The following is an 18,690-nucleotide window of genomic DNA, read 5'->3' on the forward strand; positions in this document are numbered from 1 at the left end:
CTTATATTGATAACGTTTTTATACTTATATTGAAGGATGATTGCATCCGTGGGATATTAAAATAACCCTTAAGATGCAGAACAATCTGGAAATCTGAGCTGGATCATATCAGTAACAAAAACAAAGTGACAGGAATGGTCATGTAATACCTGTCAATCAAATGACCAGTAGTATATAACTTACTTGTCAAGCCTTGACAACCAATATATAAACACAAAAACTAAGCAGCCTTCCGACAACGCTACAGCCTTATTTAACCAGACTTCCCCTCCACAATAGCGATCTCTTCATCTGTCAGTCCGCATAGCTCATACACAAGCCTGTCGATCTCAGCATCCTTTGCATTGATACGGCGCTGTATCATCTCTTTTTCACTGCCAAGCTTTGCGATGTCGAGATTTTTATGCAGCTCAAGCATCTGTTCGACAAGAGATACCATCTTGTCATGTCTGACTACATCTTCGGGATCTGAGGGGTCTATGGTGCGGATCGGTATTTTAGACACATACATTGGTTTGTATTCAAAGTATCCTCCCTGCTTTGTGGAAGAGATGTTGAATATAACGAAATCTGCAACCTTAGAATTCAAAACTCCTATGAGGTACAAATCATTTGTTGGAATAATCGAAGTTTTATCATTAGAATAGCAGCCTGTTTCGTCAAAACAATAATTTGCAGATTGAACGATGGCAGGGATTATTATCTTGGGTTTTTCAAATTCCTGAAAATAGTCTATGGAATCCTGAATTTCATACCATTGGTATGGACCCGGTTTTCTTCCGGTCCATTCTCCTTTCCAATCTTTGGGTTTTGGCATCAATTCTTGTTTGAACTGCTGAAGATAAGACAGTATAACAGGATATTTCTTAATATCAATACCCCGCCTTGTAAATATAAAATAATTTTTTGTTATTGGTTGTTTGTATCTCTTAATCTCCCGACCTGCCAAAAATGGCTTTATCACTTCAGCACTCTTTGAATCTTCAGCAATCAATCTGTCCTTTGTAGCTTCATCAATAACGAATGCTTTGTTCAGACCGGTCAAAACCCCACGATAGATTTTTCCTTCAACATATTCTCCAAGAGGCTTCCCGGATTGCATGAGCTTGTCAAGCAGGGCTTGGTTCTTTTCGTCTACAAGTGACCAGCCATCATCACTTAGAGAGTTACTGTAAATCAAATGTCCACTTTCTTTTACATATTCTGAGAGATCAGAAAAATCTAACGTGTCTACAGGTATGGCCTTAAAAGAGTCATTAGGTTCGCCTCTTGCAACTCTCAGGATACATGGGTATGTCGTTGCCTGCTTGAAGACAGGCAGATCACCGAAATCAATGATCTCTTCTATCTTTTTACTTTTCAGCCAGCTGCGCAGAGGCTTGCCATAGTTGGCACGCATCCATTTATTGGCAACAATGTATGAGAACTGGCCATCACTGTTTAGAAGAGATATCCCCTTCTCTATAAAATAAGCATACAGGTCAGCGAGTCCGTGATATACTTCATAATGGCCATTGAAGTATTCTTTTTGACCTTTCAGTAGTTCCTGCCGGACATAAGGCGGATTCCCGATAACTGCATCAAAGCCACCCTGTTCAAAGACATAAGGGAATTCCTGATCCCAGTCGAATGCATTGATCCTGTAGAACTCATCATCGTTTTCGAAGTTCATCTGCACTGAAGCATAGATGCCAGAGCCGATAAGCGAATTACCGCACTTTATGTTCTCATGCAGGGACGGAAGCACCCGCTCCTGGGTGATGGTAAGCTGTTTTGAGATACGCTCGCCCTTTTCACCTTCCAGCACCTTGAGAAGAAGGGAAAGTTTCGTGACCTCCACTGCCTGCTGGTCAATGTCCACTCCATAAATGTTATTGAGAAGGATACGTTTCTTCTCATCCGAAGTGAGCCGCCAGTTATCTTCGCTCATCTGATAGATCGGGAACTCATAATCACTTCCCACAGACCGTGCCTTCTTTTTTCCCCTCTTACTAGACACTGATTTTGCAGGCAGAAACTTTTGCACCTCTTTGTCAGTGGCAGCTTTACCCTCTTTCATCAATGGCACAAGATGGGTTATGTACCAATCAATATGCCAGTTGAGCAGGTAATGATAGGTACCGATCAGAAAGGAACCGGAACCACATGCAGGATCAACGATCTTCAAGTCTGACACTTCTGAGGGAGTCTTGTTCTCAACAAGCTTTCCAATAGTGTTCTTAACAATATATTCCACGATATAGGTAGGAGTATAGTACACACCACCGGCTTTCTTGACCTCAGGCTTCTCTTCTATCTTCGCCTGATGAGAAGCTGTGAGCCTGATCACTTTTCCCAGGAATTGCTCATATACCTGTCCCAGAATGTCAGCGGGGATCACAGAGAACTCATACGGAGATTCAGGATAATACAACCTGCCAATAATATGCTTCAATGTCTTATCATCGATCTCAAGAGAAGTCGTCAGGATATCCGGCTTTTCCATGCCATCCTCGCTTCTGAAATGGAAAAGTCCTGAATTGTATTTATCATCGGCATGCAGGAAAAGCTCGATCATATCTTTGTAAACATCCTTACCTTCAGCTTTTGCTTTAAGCTGACCGTATTCCTCAATACCCCTGTCCTCACAGATACGCAAGAACACGATCCTGTCAATGATCTTCTGCACTGCAAGGTTCAATTCCCGCACTGAAAGACTGGCATTTCTAAGAGCGAGGTTCTTAGCAAGTTCCTCCCTCCACCCTTCGATCTCCGCCAGGAAGGCATCATCTATGCCTGTGGTGCCCTTTCCGCCTTTCTTCTGCACCAGGCTATCGGCAAGATCATCAAATTTGCCTGTAAAGACAGCCTTTTTTGAATATTTCGATGCTATCTCATCCCATTTTGGGATATAATCCTTATACGTGTAGTATTCAATGCGCCCAAGAGAAGAACTGTCATTGTGTGATGGTTTTCGTGTACAGTCAAAGACAATGAACTCCTCAAAGTCCGTAAGGATGCTTACAGGCAACTTTGCACTCCATGCGTAACGGCGAAGCTGATATGTGGGCTCCGGGTTCTCTTTAAGATTTACCGCCGGTTTCTTTGCTTCGACAAAGAACTTCCTTACCCCACCGATCCTGAAAGAATAATCCGGTGCTTTGGTCTTGCCACCCACTTTAACAGCATCCTCATGGATGACCTCTTTATACCTCTCATCGTATGCCTGAGTATTATCCACATCCCAGCCTAGTGCCTTGAAAAACGGATCAATGAACTCTCTTCTCACTTGTGTTTCATTATACGAGTTAGACTTGTATTTGGCATTATACTGATCAAAACGTTCTACAAGTTCTATTATTTCTGGAGGGGCTGGGATATTATCAATTACTATTGGAGATACTTGCATTTAAATAAAGTGGAAACTGTCGCCATCATAAGTAGTTTATCCATGAAAGCTTATTTTGAAGAGAGGAGAGGAACATAGTGTGGACTAAAAGAGAGATGATCCTGAACATATTGGTTATCGTAGTAGCCGGAAAGCTAAAGCTTGGAATAAAAGCGATCCTGCTCATCATGAACATGAAAGACACGTTGAAGCAACTCAGGTATTTGATAGATTTTGCGAAGAAATTGAAGCGATGAATGTGCCTTCCCACCCTTTTTGTAAAGATCCGCTTCAAAGTACTTTGATCGGAACCTCTTTGATCGGAAAATTGTAGTTACTTCGGTATGATTTGTGGGTGAAAACATCCATTTTTCCCTATTGTGAAAAAAAGGAGTATGGTTCACTCCTCAAGCGTGGAAACGTCTCCGGGATCCATGCCCAGCTCCTTGGCCCGAAGCACGCGCCTCATGATCTTACCACTGCGGGTCTTCGGTAGAGAATCCACGAACTCGATCTCTGAAGGCATAGCTATCGGACCAAGGCTCATCCTTACATGGTAGATCAGTTCCGATTTCAATTTAGCACTGGGAGAATGACCTTTTCTCAGGATGACAAAGGCTTTTATTATTTCGCCTTTCAGATAATCTGGCTTGCCGATGACAGCAGCTTCTGCCACAGCCTCATTGGACACAAGAGCACTTTCCAGTTCAGCGCTTCCGATGTTATGGCCTGCAACTATGAGCACATCATCAGACCGACCCAGGATCATGATATATCCATCATCGTCCTTTACTGCCAGGTCCCCTGCTGTATAGTATTTGCCTATGGTGTTCCAGTACTGGCAGTAACGCTCATCGTTGTTGTGTACAGTCCTCATCATGGAAGGCCAGGGCTCTTTGATAACGAGGAAACCCCCCTTCTCGGGAGGAACAGGATCTCCATTCTTATCCACCACGTCGGCGACTACCCCTGGCAGAGGACGGCCTACAAAACCTGGTTTCATTGGCTGTCCGGGTAGAGTGGTGATCATGTGCATACCTGTTTCTGTTTGCCACCAGGTATCCACTACAGGACAGCGCTCCTTACCTATTACACGGTAATACCACTCAAATGCTTCCGGATTGAGAGGCTCGCCTACAGATCCCAGTATCCGAAGTGAGCTCAGATCATATTTCTGAGGCCATTCCTCACCCATACGCATGAACATCCTGATAGCTGTGGGTGCCGTATAGAATATGGTAACATCAAAATCATCGATGATATTCCACCAGACCCCAGGGTCCGGATGATCCGGAGTGGATTCCGTTATCAAGATAGTGCCACCTGCCAGCAGCGGACCATATATGATGTAACTGTGCCCGGTGATCCATCCAGGATCAGCCGTACACCAGAATACATCGTTATCCCTGAGATCGAACACGTTCTGGGTAGTATAGTATGCACCTACCATGTAACCTGCACACGTATGTACAATACCCTTTGCAGGACCTGTAGTACCGCTGGTATATAGAATGAACAGCGGATCTTCTGCATCCATTACCTCAGCTTCGCACTCTGATACGTCCTTAAGCACGTCATTATAGTCTACCTCAATTTCGGAATACAGCTCCATAGGTGGCTTCATCCTGCGCAGCACTACAATTTTTTCCACACTTGGAGCATTCACCACAGCCTCATCTACGATGGCTTTTAGTTCCACGCGCTTTCCGCGCCTGATAGTTGCGTCAGCAGTGACAACGATCTTTGCATTGGAATCCCTTATACGGGAATTGAGGGCTTGTGTTCCGAATCCTGCGAACACGATGCTATGGATAGCGCCTATGCGGGCACATGCCAGAGCCACGATTATCTGTTCTGGCACCAGAGGCATATAGATACATACAGCATCACCTTTTTTCACACCCAGAGACTTCAGCCCATTGGCAAATCGCATAACCTCGCGGTACAATTGTCGATAGGTGAGAACTTTTTCCTCTCCGTCATCTCCCACCCATATAATAGCTACCTTGTTCTTTTTACCGTTGTGCACATGACGGTCAAGACAGTTCTGGGTGATGTTAAGCTTTGAATTTACGAACCAGCGTGCATAGGGGTGCTCCCACTCGCATACCTTATCCCACTTGCTGATCCACGTAAATTCTTCAGCTACCTTTCCCCAGTAAGCTTCCGGATCTCTCATGAACTCATTATAGGCCAGTTCATAATCTCCCATCCTCACATTTTCCTTGAGAGATGGATCAGGCAAAAAGATTTTACCCTCCAGTTTGACATCGAATTTTTCCGTCATGAATTCACCTGGTTCAATGTGTCTAATCTATTCATTGCAACCGCAAGCATGGATACCATGCCATTTTGTACTAAACTCCATATATATCTGACATGATGTGAAGTTTTGAGGACAAGCTGGCAGGAAGAGCGTGCCCCGCATCTATAACAATTAATCATGAATAAACTAAAGAATAGTATAAATCTGTTGTGGTTGTGTAAAAATAGATCAACTGATATAATAAAACTAAGTAATAGAAAGAAGTTAAAAAAATGGAGAAAATTGTATCCTAACTGGATTCTGAAAAGATCAGGAAGACAGGGCCAGGATAGCTTCTGCGAGGTCGCCATTAGCCTTTTCTAATGCCTTCCTTGCCTCTGATTCAGAAACCCCTGTCTGCTCGGCTACAAGCCTTACATCATCATCCGGGATCTCCAGCTTGCGTGGTACTTTTTCCGGTGTGCCCACAACCTGATAGGTATCAGCTCCCTGGGCATTCATAACTGTAACATTAGCATCATTGAAAACTATGTCTACTTCAGGAGTTCTGATAATCACCTGCTCTACATCGGAGATCTCATCGATACTAATTCCCATCTGCTTCATCATCTGTTTCATTTTGGCAGGGTTCATCCCCCTACCGCCTACTCCCGGAAACATGTGACCACCTCAATAAACCTAATCAGAACAAAAAGAGATTATTGGCATCCGCCGCCACAAGGGCCACAGCCGCCAGATGTCTTTGGATTATCAATTATGAAACCGTTACCATTTGGACCATCAACGAAATCTATAGTTGCACCAGACAGGCCCTCTTCATCGTTCTTGTTCAGAACTATTTTGATACCCTGACTGTCTACAGTAATATCATCCTCGCCAAATTCATTGTCAAGAGACATACCATATTGTACACCGCAACAGCTCATGCCTGCAACGAACACTCTCAAAGCATGATCTGTCTTGTTCTCGGATTCAAGTAGTGACTTGATCTCGGATGCTGCTTTTTCTGTTATATCTACCATGCATATCACTCTTCATTATTCTAATTGCTATCAGTATCTACGGACTAAACAGTTATACCTTTATATGTAGTTTTGGTATAAAAACTTATTCGTACGATTACGAACATGTATGATTACATAAACTCCACATCATCATCTACCGGATGAGTTAGCACTTCACCAGTATGCGCATTCAATTCTACGGAATTGCGTGGGCCTTTGACCTCCCATATAGGCACATAGACAAGATCTATTTGCAAACTGATATCTTCGACAGCAGGTTTGAACCTTTTATGCTCAGATATAATAGCTTCACCTTTGGTATCATCAAAACGAAGGTCTTTTGTATGCTCATCTATAAGCATATTGAGAATTGAATCTTTGGCCAGAGTATGAGTCATTACCTGGGTCTTGAGCTCATATTCATCATCAGGAAGTTCCAGTACATCACTCACTTCACTAACCGCAATGTTACTGATGTTTCCGTTCAATGCATTGAGATATCCTACGCCCTCACCAGAAATATCGATGATCTTAGATTTATATGTTTTTTCTACATTAAGAGAATAAGAATATCTCCAGAAAGGAACGAGTTTAAGAGCAACAGCCTGCACAGTTTGCACATGAGGCTTACCCACTACAGCTGCACGGTCCCTGGTAAGTTTAAGAGGAGCGGCCTGAAGTTCCAGATGTACAGGATCAGCAGCGTGTTCAATTTGAGCCATGGAAGATGGAAATATTTCTGTACGATAAGAAGGAGTGACACTTTCCCTGGCTGACATAGCCGTACCCCTGAAAACGTCAGACAACGGACGGGTTTCAGAGGTTCCACTTAAACAAGAATTAACATTAGAGTATGTCGAAGGTACCCTCACAAGCTCAAGCCCACTTGCAGTTCCTTCAATATCTGCAAGCACAGCCCTGCCAATGTGCATAGCTACTTCATCTCTTTCCCATATTATAAGCCCAAGGTCTTCCCCATAGAGTTTGACATCCGGATGTACATCCGTGGTGGAAACATAAAGGCCGACACCTTCCAGCACCTGGCCAGCAAATAATTTAAGATCAGACATATCCGGATCTGAGCCAAATTTGATCACAGTTTTATAACCGTCTTTCTCAGCAGCGAGATCATATATGGATGACTCATTAACTTTGTAACCCGCTGATCTGAAAACGTCCCTCAAGATACGCAAAAGCTCTTGCTTCATAATTTATCACGGGAATAAGGACAGATGAACTGAAATATGTTTCTATAGGCACTACATATTACAGTACCCTTGTTGTCGTTTCAAGTTCCACACCTTTATTGGTGATAACATAAGAAATTGTCCTGTTGGGTACGATCATGCCTTTCATTTTTCTAAGGAGGATAGAGTGCTCTACCTCACTTCCACGCTCCTTCATCCTGAACTCTATTACACCATCGCATATGTGCTTCATGTTGTTCTCAACGATAGATTCATGCATACCACTGGTCATTAAAAGAAGATGAACAGCACCGGTTGCCTTACCCATAGATGATATGATCTCAATGACATTCAAAACATTATTAAGCTCATAAGAACGCAGGAAATAAGATATAGAATCAACTACACCCCTGTATTTCGTAGTACGGGCCTCGGTAGCTGTACCCTTGAGCAGGTTGAGTGAATCGGTCCCCCTTTTGAGAAAATCCTTTGCCGATACACCAGAGACCAGCTGTTTTGGGAGGACGTTGTAAAAACGAGGAGAATAAGCATCAATGAAATCAAATTTACCCTTTTCCAGATGTTTTCTGACATCCCAGTTGAAATAATCCATACCTGAAAGTACTTCAGATATCGGATGCTCAGATGAAAAATAGAAGACATCCTCATGATTTAAGAGTCCTCCATATGCAAACTGATGAGCAAAGACCTCCATGCCTGCCCCGGGTTCTGCAAGGAGTAAAATGGTTGTCCCTGGGGGAACACCACCACCTAACTGTACATCAAGGCCTACTACACCAGTGGGAACGCGATACCCTCCGGAACCATCAAAGCTGTAATCCATTAACTTTCACCAATGAGCGATAGATGCAAATATATTAGTGCAAACTGAGATATTATTTGAATATACAAAGTATAGTGATGTATTAATATAAAAATATGGTGGAAAAAATGCTCGACCTAAATAACCTGAAATATGAGAATGACCTAGTCCAGGCGATTGCACAGGATGCTGAAACTAAAGAAGTACTCATGTGTGCTTATATGAATAAAGAAGCTCTACAAAAGACTATTGAAACCGGATATGCACACTACTGGAGCCGCAGCCGTCAGAAACTGTGGAAGAAAGGAGAAAGCTCAAACCACCTGCAAAAAGTATTGGAAATACGCATTGATTGTGACATGGATGCTATCCTGATGTTTATAGTACAAGAGGGAGGAGCATGCCACACAGGATATAGATCATGTTTCTACCGTACAATAGAAGGTGAAGTAGTAGGAGAAAAAGTGTTTGAACCTGATGAAGTGTACTAGCCGGCCTGCAATTGAATTATATAGAGAAGATAAGTAATATAGTCGTATGAAGAGAGAGGGTCAAAGCATAACCCGTATTGCCAGTGATACGAGTGCTATAATTGATGGTGCTATATCTTCACGGATAAAGAGTGGCGATTATGCAGGAGTCCAGGTAATAATTTCTGAAGCGGTGGTTGCTGAGCTTGAAGCTCAGGCTAACCGTGGCCTTGAAATTGGTTTTAAAGGATTGGAAGAGCTGCAAGAATTGCGCAGACTTGCGACTCAGGGAATTATAGAACTCGTTTTTGCCGGCAGGCGGCCAAATCTGGATGAAGTGAAACTTGCTGGCGGCGGGGAGATAGATGCACTAATTAGAGAAGCAGCTCAGGAAAATAATGCTTTGTTCGTGACTGCTGACAGAGTACAGTCACAAGTTGCAATAGCAAAGGGATTAGAAGTTGATTTTATTGCTCCCCACTTTATTGAGCATCGTCCTCTTAAAATAGAACAGTTCTTCACAGAAGATACGATGTCAGTACACCTAAAAAATGGTGTCAGCCCAATGGCTAAGAGAGGAAGCATAGCTGCAGTGGAATTTGTAAAGATAAGGGAAGAAACATGCACTTATGGAGAACTTAAATTCATTTCAAGGGAACTCATTGAGCGGGTGCGCAGTGATCCTGCCTCCTTCATGGAACTGGATTTCAATGGGGCATCGGTGCTTCAGATAGGCAACATGCGCATAGCTATTGCCAATCCGCCATTCTCGGATGAGATAGAGATCACGGCTGTTAGGCCAGTGGCAAAAGTATCTCTTGACCAATACCGCCTGAGTACAGTACTTAAGGAGCGTATAAAAGAACAGCGCGGAATTCTTATAGCCGGACCTCCGGGTGCTGGGAAGTCCACATTTGCTGCAGGTGTAGCCATATACCTGCATGAGATGGGGTACGTGGTAAAGACCATGGAAGCTCCGCGGGATCTGCAGGTACCCAAAGAGATCACACAATATGCTCCTCTGGATGGTAGCATGGAAAAAACGGCGGACATCCTCCTGCTGGTCAGACCTGACTATACAATATATGATGAGGTAAGAAAGACCAATGATTTCCATGTCTTTGCAGACATGCGGTTGGCGGGCGTGGGCATGATAGGTGTCGTACATGCCAACAGAGCCGTGGACGCAATACAAAGACTTATTGGGCGGGTGGAGCTGGGAGTCATACCCCAGGTAGTGGACACAGTGATCTTTGTCAACAAAGGCGAGATATCTAAAGTGCAGATACTGGAATTCACTGTGAAGGTCCCATCTGGAATGACAGAGGCTGACCTGGCAAGGCCTGTGATCATAGTAACTGATCTGGAAAGTGGCAGAACCGAGTATGAGATCTACACCTATGGAGACCAGGTAGTAGTGATGCCTGTTGGCCTTGAAGTTAAGAGACCTTCCTGGAAGCTCGCAGAAGGAGAAGTGAAAGAAGTAATAGAACGATATGCTACCGGACCTGTTCAGGTAGAAATGATCTCAGACCATAAAGCCTTCGTACATGTACTTGAAAATGACATGCCCAGAGTCATTGGAAAAGGTGGGAATGTTATCGATAATATCGAAAAAATACTAGGCATCCACATAGACGTGCGCAAGTTCGAATCTGGAGAGGTGAAAGAAAAAACATATCAGAAAGAAAAAACTCTTCAAAAGGAGTTCCGTCCCATCATCGAGAAAACAAAAAAGCATCTAATATTGAACATCTCTGGACTTGCGGCCCATGATGTCGAAGTCTACGCAGGAGATGAGTTCCTATTCAGTGCTACAGTAGGTCGTCATGGAGATATAAAAGTAAGAGAGGATTCAGCAGTTGCAGACAGTATCCTTTCAGCAATAGAGGACGGAGAACTGGTCACAGTCAGGCCACTATAATAATTTTTTAAGAGGGGCCTACTTATGGCCTCTTAACTAGATTATTTTTGCCAGAAAGTACTATCTAATAAGATAATAAACGATAACAAAAATTAGAGTTGCAATAGCTACCAAAAACTTATTCAAGCTTTGTTCATGCCTTTCTCCTTCTGCGGCAGGATCATTATTGGTTTTTGCAAAGCCTACGCCGAGAACTAAACCAAGAACGATACCAATGACAATGTTGTCCAGCATATCCCCTATGACCATACCTATAAGCAGACCTATTAAATAGAGAACGTTCTTTGCAACGTTACCATACTTTTTTGTCGCACCATCATCCCCAGTGTTTTTACAGAATATTAGATAGAATTTGATTTGATGGCATAAAAACAGATTGATGATGATAAACAACAAGGATTTCTTTTCGATGAATTTAAAAGTAAAAGCCGCGTATAGGTGCTCGATGGCAGTCACTTTTAGAGAGAAGCTCCAATCACATAGATTCATTGTCACCACAGAGGTCACACCTCCAAAAGGTGTTGAAACTTCGTATTTCCTATCAGACGCAGAACAATTAAAGCAGTATGTGGATGCTTTCAACGTGACAGATAATCAAAAAGCTGTCATGCGCATGAGTCCTCTGGCCGTTGGGAAGTTGTTAAAGGATGCAGGGCATGAGACCATCTTACAGATTACGTGCAGGGACCGCAATAGACTGGCCCTGCAATCTGATCTGCTTGGGGCCTGGGCTTTGGGAATACGGAACATATGTGTTATGACAGGGGACCATACCACCAAAGGTGATCACCCTGATACAAAACCAGTATATGACCTTGATTCAGTGCAACTACTGGACACAATTAGAAAACTGAAACTGGGATATGATCTTTCTGGGAACAGCTTGGAAAGATCTCCTGATTTTGTAGTGGGGGCCGTCTCAAATACAGATCCCACACAACCCATGCAGCATATCAAACTTCGAAAGAAGGTGAGTATGGGTGTGGATTTTATTCAGACCCAGGCAGTGTACGATACCAAAGAATTTGCATGTTTTCTGGAAAAGGTAAAGGACATCGATGTGCCTATAATAGCCGGTATCATACCTCTCAGATCTGCAAAGATGGCAAGGTTCATGAACGAAAACATTCCGGGAATAAGGGTGCCAGATGAACTCATCACCAGAATGGAATATGCCAAAGAACCTGTACAGGAAGGACTCGAGATAGCTGTGCAGTCGATCCGTGAACTCAAAAACATGTGCAGAGGCATACATTTGATGCCTGTGGGACAACATACCCATAGCAAAGAAATATTAAAGATGGCAGGATTGGCAGAAGGAAGAACACAAAATGAGCAATAGCGAACATGAGTATTCATGCGACAACACACTAATGCAGTTGCTAGGCATCAGGACACCCATCATAAGGCAGGGTGATGATTTGGTCCAGATACTTCTGGAATCCCTTGAAAAACAGGGAACAAAACTGCAGAATGGTGATATTATAGTGCTGGCAGAATCTGCTGTAGCTACCTCTGAAGGAAGAGTTGTAAGGTTAGCTGACATTGAACCCACTGAAGAAGCCTGCGAACTTGCCCTGAATTACCAGCTCGATCCAAGAGAAATGCAGCTGATAATAGAGGAATGTGATGAGATATTCGGAGGAGTTCCCGGAGCAGCATTGACCATTACCAGAGGAACACTTTCACCGAATGCCGGGATAGATAGCTCGAATGCCCCGGATGGTTGTGTAGTACTCCTGCCGGAAGACCCACAGAAAAGTGCGGCTTTCATCCGAAAAGGGCTTGAAAAAGCATTTTCATGCCACATAGGCGTCATCGTTGGCGACAGCCGCACCCAGCCATTAAGGCTTGGATGCGTAGGCATAGCTCTTGGAACTTCAGGCATAGAACCCGTGGAAGATGCAAGAGGGTCACTTGATATATTTGGCAAGGAACTGAAGATAACTCGCAAAGCAGTGGCCGATAATATAGTATCTGCTGCACAGCTGGTGATGGGAGAAGCAGGAGAGAGTATACCTGCGGTAATTATAAAGGGGGCGCCTGTGAAGATGATAGAAGGTTCTGTAGAGATGCCATTGTTCTCAAGGGAAGAATGCATGTATTACAGCAATATAAACAAAAACAGAAAATGAGTTCCAGTAATGTGGACAGTGAGTTTTGAAAAATAGACATATATAGACACATAACTCGTACATAGGAATGAATTGCCCAAAATGTAAGAGTTTCAGTCAAAGACAGAATGGTATATTCAATAGAAGTCAACGATACAAATGAGATATCTGTCTTTGAACTGCATAAGATACACACTTACATTGGTAACAAAAAAAATATTGCTGGATCTGGATTACTGTTGATAGATTTGGGAAAAATTCATCGACTGCTCTTCCGGTAGCAGAGAAACTGAAATCGGACAAAAACTCTGGGAATACTTAGAGGGAAAATAATTGAAAAAGTGATGACTGATCATTGGATGGCATATACAGAGTTCCTCCCGGAGACTATTCATACACAATCCAAAGCTGAAACGTATGCTGTTGAAGGATATAACAGCATATTGAGGCACTTCCTGGCAAGGTTGAGAAGAAAGGCAATGTTATACTTTAACAATACCAAAAAAATAAACGTATGATTTGCCAGATGTTTGTTAGTGGAAAGGATCAATGATCGAATTTAAGAAATGAACATTTTCTTTCATTCCAGGCTTAAAGCCTTAAGAATCATATGATACTCATTCACGGGCATCCTTGAATAAAAGGCCCTTTTGATTACCTCGCTCAGTGAAGGGTGGATATCCATTGAGTACATGATAGGAGCAGCGCTCTGGTCCGGAGTATACATGACAGGAATGATCTCATGGATGAGCACCGAAGCATGAGGACCTATGATATGGGCCCCTAGTATCTTATCCGTTTTCTTTTCCAGAATGACTTTCACAAATTCATCCTCCAAATCCATGGCAAGCCCTTTACCTGTATCCTGGAAACGATAAAAGCCGATTATGATATTGTCTTCTCCGTATTGTTCTACAGCTTCTATTTCTGACATACCGACAGTGGCAATCTCGGGCTCTGAGAACACAGCGCCTGGAACTGCATGGAAATCCACGGTGGCCTTCCGTCCGAGAACGGCATTGTAGTAGACGATTGTTGATTCATGATTTGCCACATGTTTAAAGAGGTGTTTGCCTATAGCGTCGCCTATAACCCAAATATTCTTCTGAGAACTTTCAAGATGTTCATCAACTTTGATCCAACCCATGTTATCTACCTCAATATCACCCTTTTCAGGCTTAAGAAGATCGGAATTGGATTCTCTGCCTGTGGCAACAAGAATATCAGATGCTACGATCTGTTTCTCTTTACCGGTTCCCCTGTCTTTCAGAAGAAGCTGTTTACCTTCCGGAACTTGTTTTACTTCCAATACGTCATGATTTGTAATAATTTCCATGCGCTCTGACATCATACGTTTTGCAAGCACCGAGATCTCGGGTTCTGCCTGAGGAAGGAAATATGAATTACGCCCAATGATAGTGACCTTAGAGCCCATTGCTGAAAAGAAATGACCATATTCTGCCGCGATATAACCGCCACCGATGATCGCCAGATTTTCGGGTAGTTCTGAGATCTTAAGTACATCATCACTTGTGAGATGATCTACTTCTTTAAGCCCTTTAACAGAGGGAATAGATGGCCTTGAACCTGTGCACAGGAAGATCATCTTTCCTTTGAGAATTATGTCTCCTGCCTTCAAAGTATATGGTTCAATGAACTCTGCAGTAGCTTTGTAATAATCAATTCGGGGATTAGCACGTAGGCCTTCTTCAATGGACCGCATATCGGAAGAGATCTTGCTACGCATACGCTCCATTATCTTGGTGAAATTGATGCTTTTGACCTGAACGTTGATACCAAAATGCTGAGCTTTATAGATCTCAGTTACCAGTTCAGCAGGATATAGAAGGATCTTAGAGGGTATGCAGCCTCTTGTAAGACAGATACCACCTGGCTCATCCTTATCTATAACAGCTACTTTCATTTCCGGGTCTGCATCCATCATGGAGCCAATATAGTTCATTCCGGAACCTGTGCCAACAATAATAAGATCGTATTCTTTCACTCTGCCACCCCTATGCAAAACAGGATTACTAATTGTTTGGATAGTAGTTGTCTTTATAAGTAATGGTCAGAAGACACAAAAAGAAGAGTTAAGATTAATTGCTCCATATCCAAGAATATCAAAATCAGAAACTGTACTAAAAAGTACGACAGCAAAAATGCATTTGTTTAGAAATTAGAAGAAATAGTGTTTAAATCATAGAGTGAGCATAGCAGCGATCCGTAGTTCCCAAAGGCTCGCGCACTTAAGTACAGTGCGGAACGTGGACAGGCTTATCTTCTGTGTTCGGAATGGGTACAGGAGTTGCCCTGCCGCTATGGCCGCTATACTCTTACTCTGATGAAGGGAATGAGCCAAGGTCCGGATTCGAACCGGAATGGTATCGCTCTGCAGGCGATTGCGTAGCCGCTCCGCCACCTTGGCAACTAGCGGAGTTCAAATGATGAGATTACATATAAAACCTTTCATTTAGATCACATACTATCAGTACACATATCAGATATCGTCTGGAATTAGCAGGGCAGACAGGCACGAGTGGTTAGTAGCCGCGGACTGAACATCTCGTTGCCTTGATGCTTACATCCCGACCCTATCAAACCGGTCTTTTACCGGAACTCTTAAAGCAGTCTCTTTTTAGGTTAGATTTCGAGCTTAGATGCTTTCAGCTCTTATTCCTTAGCGCGTAGCTGCTCGGCAATGCCTTGTCAGACAACCGATCGACCAGTGGCGCCGTTGCTCGGTTCCTCTCGTACTAAAAGCAACTTACCCTCAGACTGCATACACCTCTAGTAGATAGTAACCGACCTGTCTCACGACGGTCTAAACCCAGCTCACGATCTCCTTTAATAGGCGAACAACCTCACCCTTGGCCGCTGCTGCACGGCCAGGATGGAAAGAACCGACATCGAAGTAGCAAGCTGCCGGGTCGATATGTGCTCTTGCCGGCAACAACTCAATTATCCCCGAGGTAACTTTTCTGTCATTTTTGGCCCGCACCAAGCGGGAATCACAAAAGTTCGCTAGAACCGACTTTCGTCTCGTCATCCACTACTGTGCTGAATAACGTCAGGCTGACTTATGCTCTTACACTCTTCAGTAGGTTTCCGACCCACTTGAGTCAACCTTTGTGCGCCCTTGATATCTTTTCAAGGGCGTCCCGCCCCAGGCAAACTGCCCACCTATCGATGTCCTCCGTTGGAGTTAGGATCGTAATTTCAGAAGGGTAGTGTCCCAATGGCGACTCCACCAATGCTGGCGCACCGGCTTCGACGTCTCCTACCTACACTGTACATCCAAAACCACAAGCCAACGACAGGCTGCAGTAAAGCTCTACGGGGTCTTCACTTCCCCCTAGAGGTCTCTAGACTGTGCACTAGACTGTAAAGTTCACCGGACTCTGGCTAGGGACAGTAGAACTCTCATTAATCCATTCATGCAAGTCGCCAATTAAGCGACAAGGTACTACGCTACCTTAAGAGGGTCATAGTTACCCCCGCCGTTTACAGGCCCTTCTTCCCGTTGAACCGGGGGTTCAGGTACCTGCACTGGGCAGGATTCAGAAATCGTACTAGCCTTTACAGGTTTGCGATTTCCTATGTTGATATTAGACAGTTAGAGCTCTCTGGTCACTGCGACCTGCTGTCTACACAGCAGGCACTCCTTATCCCGAAGTTACGGAGCCAATTTGCCGAATTCCCTTAGCCAGTTTACTCCGACACACCTTAGCCTTTTCAGCTAGGGGCACCTGTGTCAGTTCTCGGTACGGATATCCAACTCCCTTTTCACGGGTTCCCGGGTGCAACTGACTTACGCCATTACACATTCATCCACTTCTCGCCATTACGGCTCTCCATGGATTTCGGTGCTTAGACAGCGCGACGGCGCTGCTCAGCCTGCCCAAAAACGTCAGTTTTATTGTTGGATAGTACAGGAATATTAACCTGTTTCCCTTTTGACGTACTCGAATTACGGTACGTCTTAGGACCGACTAACCCTCGGCTGACGAACATTGCCGAGGAAACCTGGCCCCTTCGGTGGTCAGGATTCTCACCTGACTTTGCTGTTACTATTGCCAGGATTTTCGTTTCCGCACGGTCCACAGGACTTCACAGCCCTGCTTCTACCCGAGCGCAACGCCTTCCTACTAGATCACCTTGCGGTGCTCCGTGGTATCGGTAGTCGACTTGAGCCCCGTCCATTTTCGGGGCCCCAAACCTCGACTGGTGGGCTGTTACGCACTCTTTAAAGGATAGCTGCTTCTAAGCTAACCTTCCAGCTGTCTGGGGCTTGGGACACCCTTTAGTATTAACACTTAGTCGACATTTGGGGACCTTAACCACGGGCTGGGTTGTCTCCCTTACGGACTACAAGCTTACCCCAGTAGCCCGGACTCCGATCTTCTACGACGACGGTGGGTTTGGAGTTTGACAGGTGAGCGAAGGATTTCTCCCCCGGGATCGCCAATCAGTGCTCTACTCCACCGACTATCTCAGATCAGGTCATGCTACGACATGTTTAGGAAGGAACCAGCTGTTGCCGGGTTAGATTAGCCTTTCACTCCGAGACGCAGGTCACGCGAATGATTTGCAGATCAATACCGCTTGCGGTCCTCCACGTAGCTTTCGCCACGCTTCAACCTGCCCACGCCTAGATCACCCGGCTTCGGGTCATACCCCAGTGACTCCACGCACTTGTATACGTCGCGCCTGGCCCGAAGGTTGCGCGCATGTTGCTTTCGCTCCGGCTTCCCACGTAAAAGGTTAGCCATCGCCACTTGGATATACTCCCTGGCCCGTTCTTCAAAACGTAAGTTATGACGTCGGCAATGATACTCGTACAACAGCCTCGCGACTGCTTCCTTCGTATCAAAGATCCTTTCACGCCATAACGCTCTATCACCATCAGATTTCAGGCGCTTTTTACCTCCCTTCTTGGGGTACTTTTCAGCTTTCGGTCACCCTACTACTTCGCTATCGGTCTCAAGTCGTATTTAGTTTTGGAAGTTGGTGCCTCCCAAATTCGCGCGAGAATTCCAACCCACGCTACTCAGGACTTAACCCAGATCCGTTAACCTTTACCTACGTGACTATCACACTCTATGGTCTCACGTTCCAGAGAAGTTCGATTTCAGTTAACTAGGACCTTTAGGAAAAGCCTATAACACCACATCTCCCACTCATTTCTGGTGGGATTCAGTTTGAACTTTGCCGTGTTCACTCGCCGTTACTAGCGGCATCTCTTCGATTTCTTTTCCTGCTCCTACTAAGATGCTTCAATTCGGAGCGTTCCCGATCATTACTGATCAATGCGTAAAACGCATTAAGAGGCCTCATTAGGACATCCTCGGTTCATTGGATCCATGCTCCTACCCGAGGCTTATCGCAGCTTGGCACGTCCCTCATCAGCGCTTGAGCCGAGCCATCCACCTGACGGTATAATTACCAGAGTCCACCTTACTAATTCCAGTAAACGTCTGATATGCACACTTGTACATGATCTCATCATGATCGATTCGATGTATCGAACACTTC

General features: G+C 44.3%; 13 protein-coding genes, 1 tRNA gene, 2 rRNA genes and 1 pseudogene. 6 read left to right on the plus strand and 11 right to left on the minus strand.

Translation table 11 applies throughout. The features are described from left to right. Positions 1 to 253 precede the first annotated feature (253 nt). Positions 254 to 3,388 (minus strand): Eco57I restriction-modification methylase domain-containing protein, encoded by a 3,135-nt coding sequence (locus tag METHO_RS11450; RefSeq protein ID WP_015325699.1) that lies wholly within the window; start codon positions 3,386 to 3,388, stop codon positions 254 to 256. Between the two features lie 77 nt (positions 3,389 to 3,465). Here METHO_RS11450 and METHO_RS13785 point away from each other — a divergent pair, with 77 nt between their 5' ends. Continuing rightward, positions 3,466 to 3,624, plus strand: a complete 159-nt coding sequence (locus tag METHO_RS13785) for a hypothetical protein (protein ID WP_156811134.1) — start codon at positions 3,466 to 3,468, stop codon at positions 3,622 to 3,624. Between the two features lie 143 nt (positions 3,625 to 3,767). On the opposite strand, the gene acs is transcribed toward METHO_RS13785, so the two are convergent. The 5 genes from acs to METHO_RS11475 form a co-directional block, all read right to left on the minus strand. Beyond that, entirely contained in the window at positions 3,768 to 5,654 is a 1,887-nt protein-coding gene (acs, locus tag METHO_RS11455; protein ID WP_015325700.1) for an acetate--CoA ligase, read from the minus strand. Positions 5,655 to 5,942: 288 nt separating this feature from the next. Then, positions 5,943 to 6,293 carry a nascent polypeptide-associated complex protein gene (locus METHO_RS11460; protein ID WP_015325701.1) on the minus strand — a complete coding sequence of 117 codons (351 nt, stop codon included), beginning with the start codon at positions 6,291 to 6,293 and terminating at the stop codon, positions 5,943 to 5,945. Between the two features lie 38 nt (positions 6,294 to 6,331). Beyond that, entirely contained in the window at positions 6,332 to 6,655 is a 324-nt protein-coding gene (locus METHO_RS11465; RefSeq protein WP_015325702.1) for a HesB/IscA family protein, read from the minus strand. Between the two features lie 113 nt (positions 6,656 to 6,768). After that, positions 6,769 to 7,845 carry a hypothetical protein gene (locus METHO_RS11470; protein WP_015325703.1) on the minus strand — a complete coding sequence of 359 codons (1,077 nt, stop codon included), beginning with the start codon at positions 7,843 to 7,845 and terminating at the stop codon, positions 6,769 to 6,771. A 58-nt stretch (positions 7,846 to 7,903) separates the two neighbouring features. After that, the gene (locus METHO_RS11475) at positions 7,904 to 8,668 is read right to left on the minus strand and encodes an RAD55 family ATPase (protein WP_015325704.1); all 765 of its coding nucleotides are present in this window, start codon (positions 8,666 to 8,668) and stop codon (positions 7,904 to 7,906) included. A 107-nt stretch (positions 8,669 to 8,775) separates the two neighbouring features. On the opposite strand from METHO_RS11475, the gene hisI reads away from it, so the two are divergent. Together hisI and METHO_RS11485 are read left to right on the plus strand one after the other, a co-directional pair. Beyond that, positions 8,776 to 9,138 carry a phosphoribosyl-AMP cyclohydrolase gene (gene hisI, locus METHO_RS11480; RefSeq protein ID WP_015325705.1) on the plus strand — a complete coding sequence of 121 codons (363 nt, stop codon included), beginning with the start codon at positions 8,776 to 8,778 and terminating at the stop codon, positions 9,136 to 9,138. 46 nt (positions 9,139 to 9,184) lie between these two features. Beyond that, positions 9,185 to 11,041, plus strand: a complete 1,857-nt coding sequence (locus tag METHO_RS11485; protein WP_015325706.1) for a PINc/VapC family ATPase — start codon at positions 9,185 to 9,187, stop codon at positions 11,039 to 11,041. A gap of 60 nt (positions 11,042 to 11,101) precedes the next feature. Here METHO_RS11485 and METHO_RS14010 read toward each other — a convergent pair whose 3' ends face one another. Continuing rightward, positions 11,102 to 11,530, minus strand: a complete 429-nt coding sequence (locus tag METHO_RS14010; RefSeq protein ID WP_216594306.1) for a hypothetical protein — start codon at positions 11,528 to 11,530, stop codon at positions 11,102 to 11,104. Between METHO_RS14010 and METHO_RS11495 the strand changes: the two genes are divergently transcribed. From METHO_RS11495 to METHO_RS13430, 3 genes and pseudogenes are all read left to right on the plus strand, one after another. Continuing rightward, positions 11,487 to 12,383, plus strand: a complete 897-nt coding sequence (locus tag METHO_RS11495) for a methylenetetrahydrofolate reductase (RefSeq protein ID WP_015325708.1) — start codon at positions 11,487 to 11,489, stop codon at positions 12,381 to 12,383. The two genes, METHO_RS14010 and METHO_RS11495, sit on opposite strands and share 44 nt — an antisense overlap. Next, a complete protein-coding gene (cofE, locus tag METHO_RS11500; protein WP_015325709.1) occupies positions 12,373 to 13,176 on the plus strand; it encodes a coenzyme F420-0:L-glutamate ligase in 804 nt (267 codons plus the stop codon). The genes METHO_RS11495 and cofE overlap by 11 nt, the downstream gene beginning before the upstream one ends. Before the next feature lie 134 nt (positions 13,177 to 13,310). Next, a pseudogene (locus METHO_RS13430) lies at positions 13,311 to 13,673 on the plus strand (IS1 family transposase); the annotation flags it as partial. Positions 13,674 to 13,735: 62 nt separating this feature from the next. Here METHO_RS13430 and METHO_RS11505 read toward each other — a convergent pair. From METHO_RS11505 to METHO_RS11520, 4 genes are all read right to left on the minus strand, one after another. Beyond that, positions 13,736 to 15,160, minus strand: coding sequence for a dihydrolipoyl dehydrogenase (locus tag METHO_RS11505; RefSeq protein ID WP_015325710.1), 1,425 nt, complete (start codon positions 15,158 to 15,160; stop codon positions 13,736 to 13,738). Positions 15,161 to 15,366: 206 nt separating this feature from the next. Next, positions 15,367 to 15,488 (minus strand): 5S ribosomal RNA (rrf, locus tag METHO_RS11510). 23 nt (positions 15,489 to 15,511) lie between these two features. Further along, positions 15,512 to 15,583: transfer RNA gene (locus tag METHO_RS11515), tRNA-Cys, on the minus strand. Positions 15,584 to 15,680: 97 nt separating this feature from the next. Further along, positions 15,681 to 18,609: ribosomal RNA gene (locus tag METHO_RS11520) — 23S ribosomal RNA — on the minus strand. Between the last annotated feature and the right edge of the window lie 81 nt (positions 18,610 to 18,690).

Source organism: Methanomethylovorans hollandica DSM 15978 (assembly GCF_000328665.1).
GTDB classification, from domain to species: domain Archaea; phylum Halobacteriota; class Methanosarcinia; order Methanosarcinales; family Methanosarcinaceae; genus Methanomethylovorans; species Methanomethylovorans hollandica.

Coding starts and splice junctions, on each gene's coding strand:
- acs (WP_015325700.1), bottom strand. CDS start 5,654: ATGACGGAAAAATTCGATGTCAAACTGGAGGGTAAAATCTTTTTGCCT.
- METHO_RS11460 (WP_015325701.1), bottom strand. CDS start 6,293: ATGTTTCCGGGAGTAGGCGGTAGGGGGATGAACCCTGCCAAAATGAAA.
- METHO_RS11465 (WP_015325702.1), bottom strand. CDS start 6,655: ATGGTAGATATAACAGAAAAAGCAGCATCCGAGATCAAGTCACTACTT.
- cofE (WP_015325709.1), top strand. CDS start 12,373: ATGAGCAATAGCGAACATGAGTATTCATGCGACAACACACTAATGCAG.
- METHO_RS11475 (WP_015325704.1), bottom strand. CDS start 8,668: ATGGATTACAGCTTTGATGGTTCCGGAGGGTATCGCGTTCCCACTGGT.
- METHO_RS11485 (WP_015325706.1), top strand. CDS start 9,185: ATGAAGAGAGAGGGTCAAAGCATAACCCGTATTGCCAGTGATACGAGT.
- METHO_RS11495 (WP_015325708.1), top strand. CDS start 11,487: ATGGCAGTCACTTTTAGAGAGAAGCTCCAATCACATAGATTCATTGTC.
- METHO_RS14010 (WP_216594306.1), bottom strand. CDS start 11,530: ATGAATCTATGTGATTGGAGCTTCTCTCTAAAAGTGACTGCCATCGAG.
- METHO_RS11470 (WP_015325703.1), bottom strand. CDS start 7,845: ATGAAGCAAGAGCTTTTGCGTATCTTGAGGGACGTTTTCAGATCAGCG.
- METHO_RS11450 (WP_015325699.1), bottom strand. CDS start 3,388: ATGCAAGTATCTCCAATAGTAATTGATAATATCCCAGCCCCTCCAGAA.
- hisI (WP_015325705.1), top strand. CDS start 8,776: ATGCTCGACCTAAATAACCTGAAATATGAGAATGACCTAGTCCAGGCG.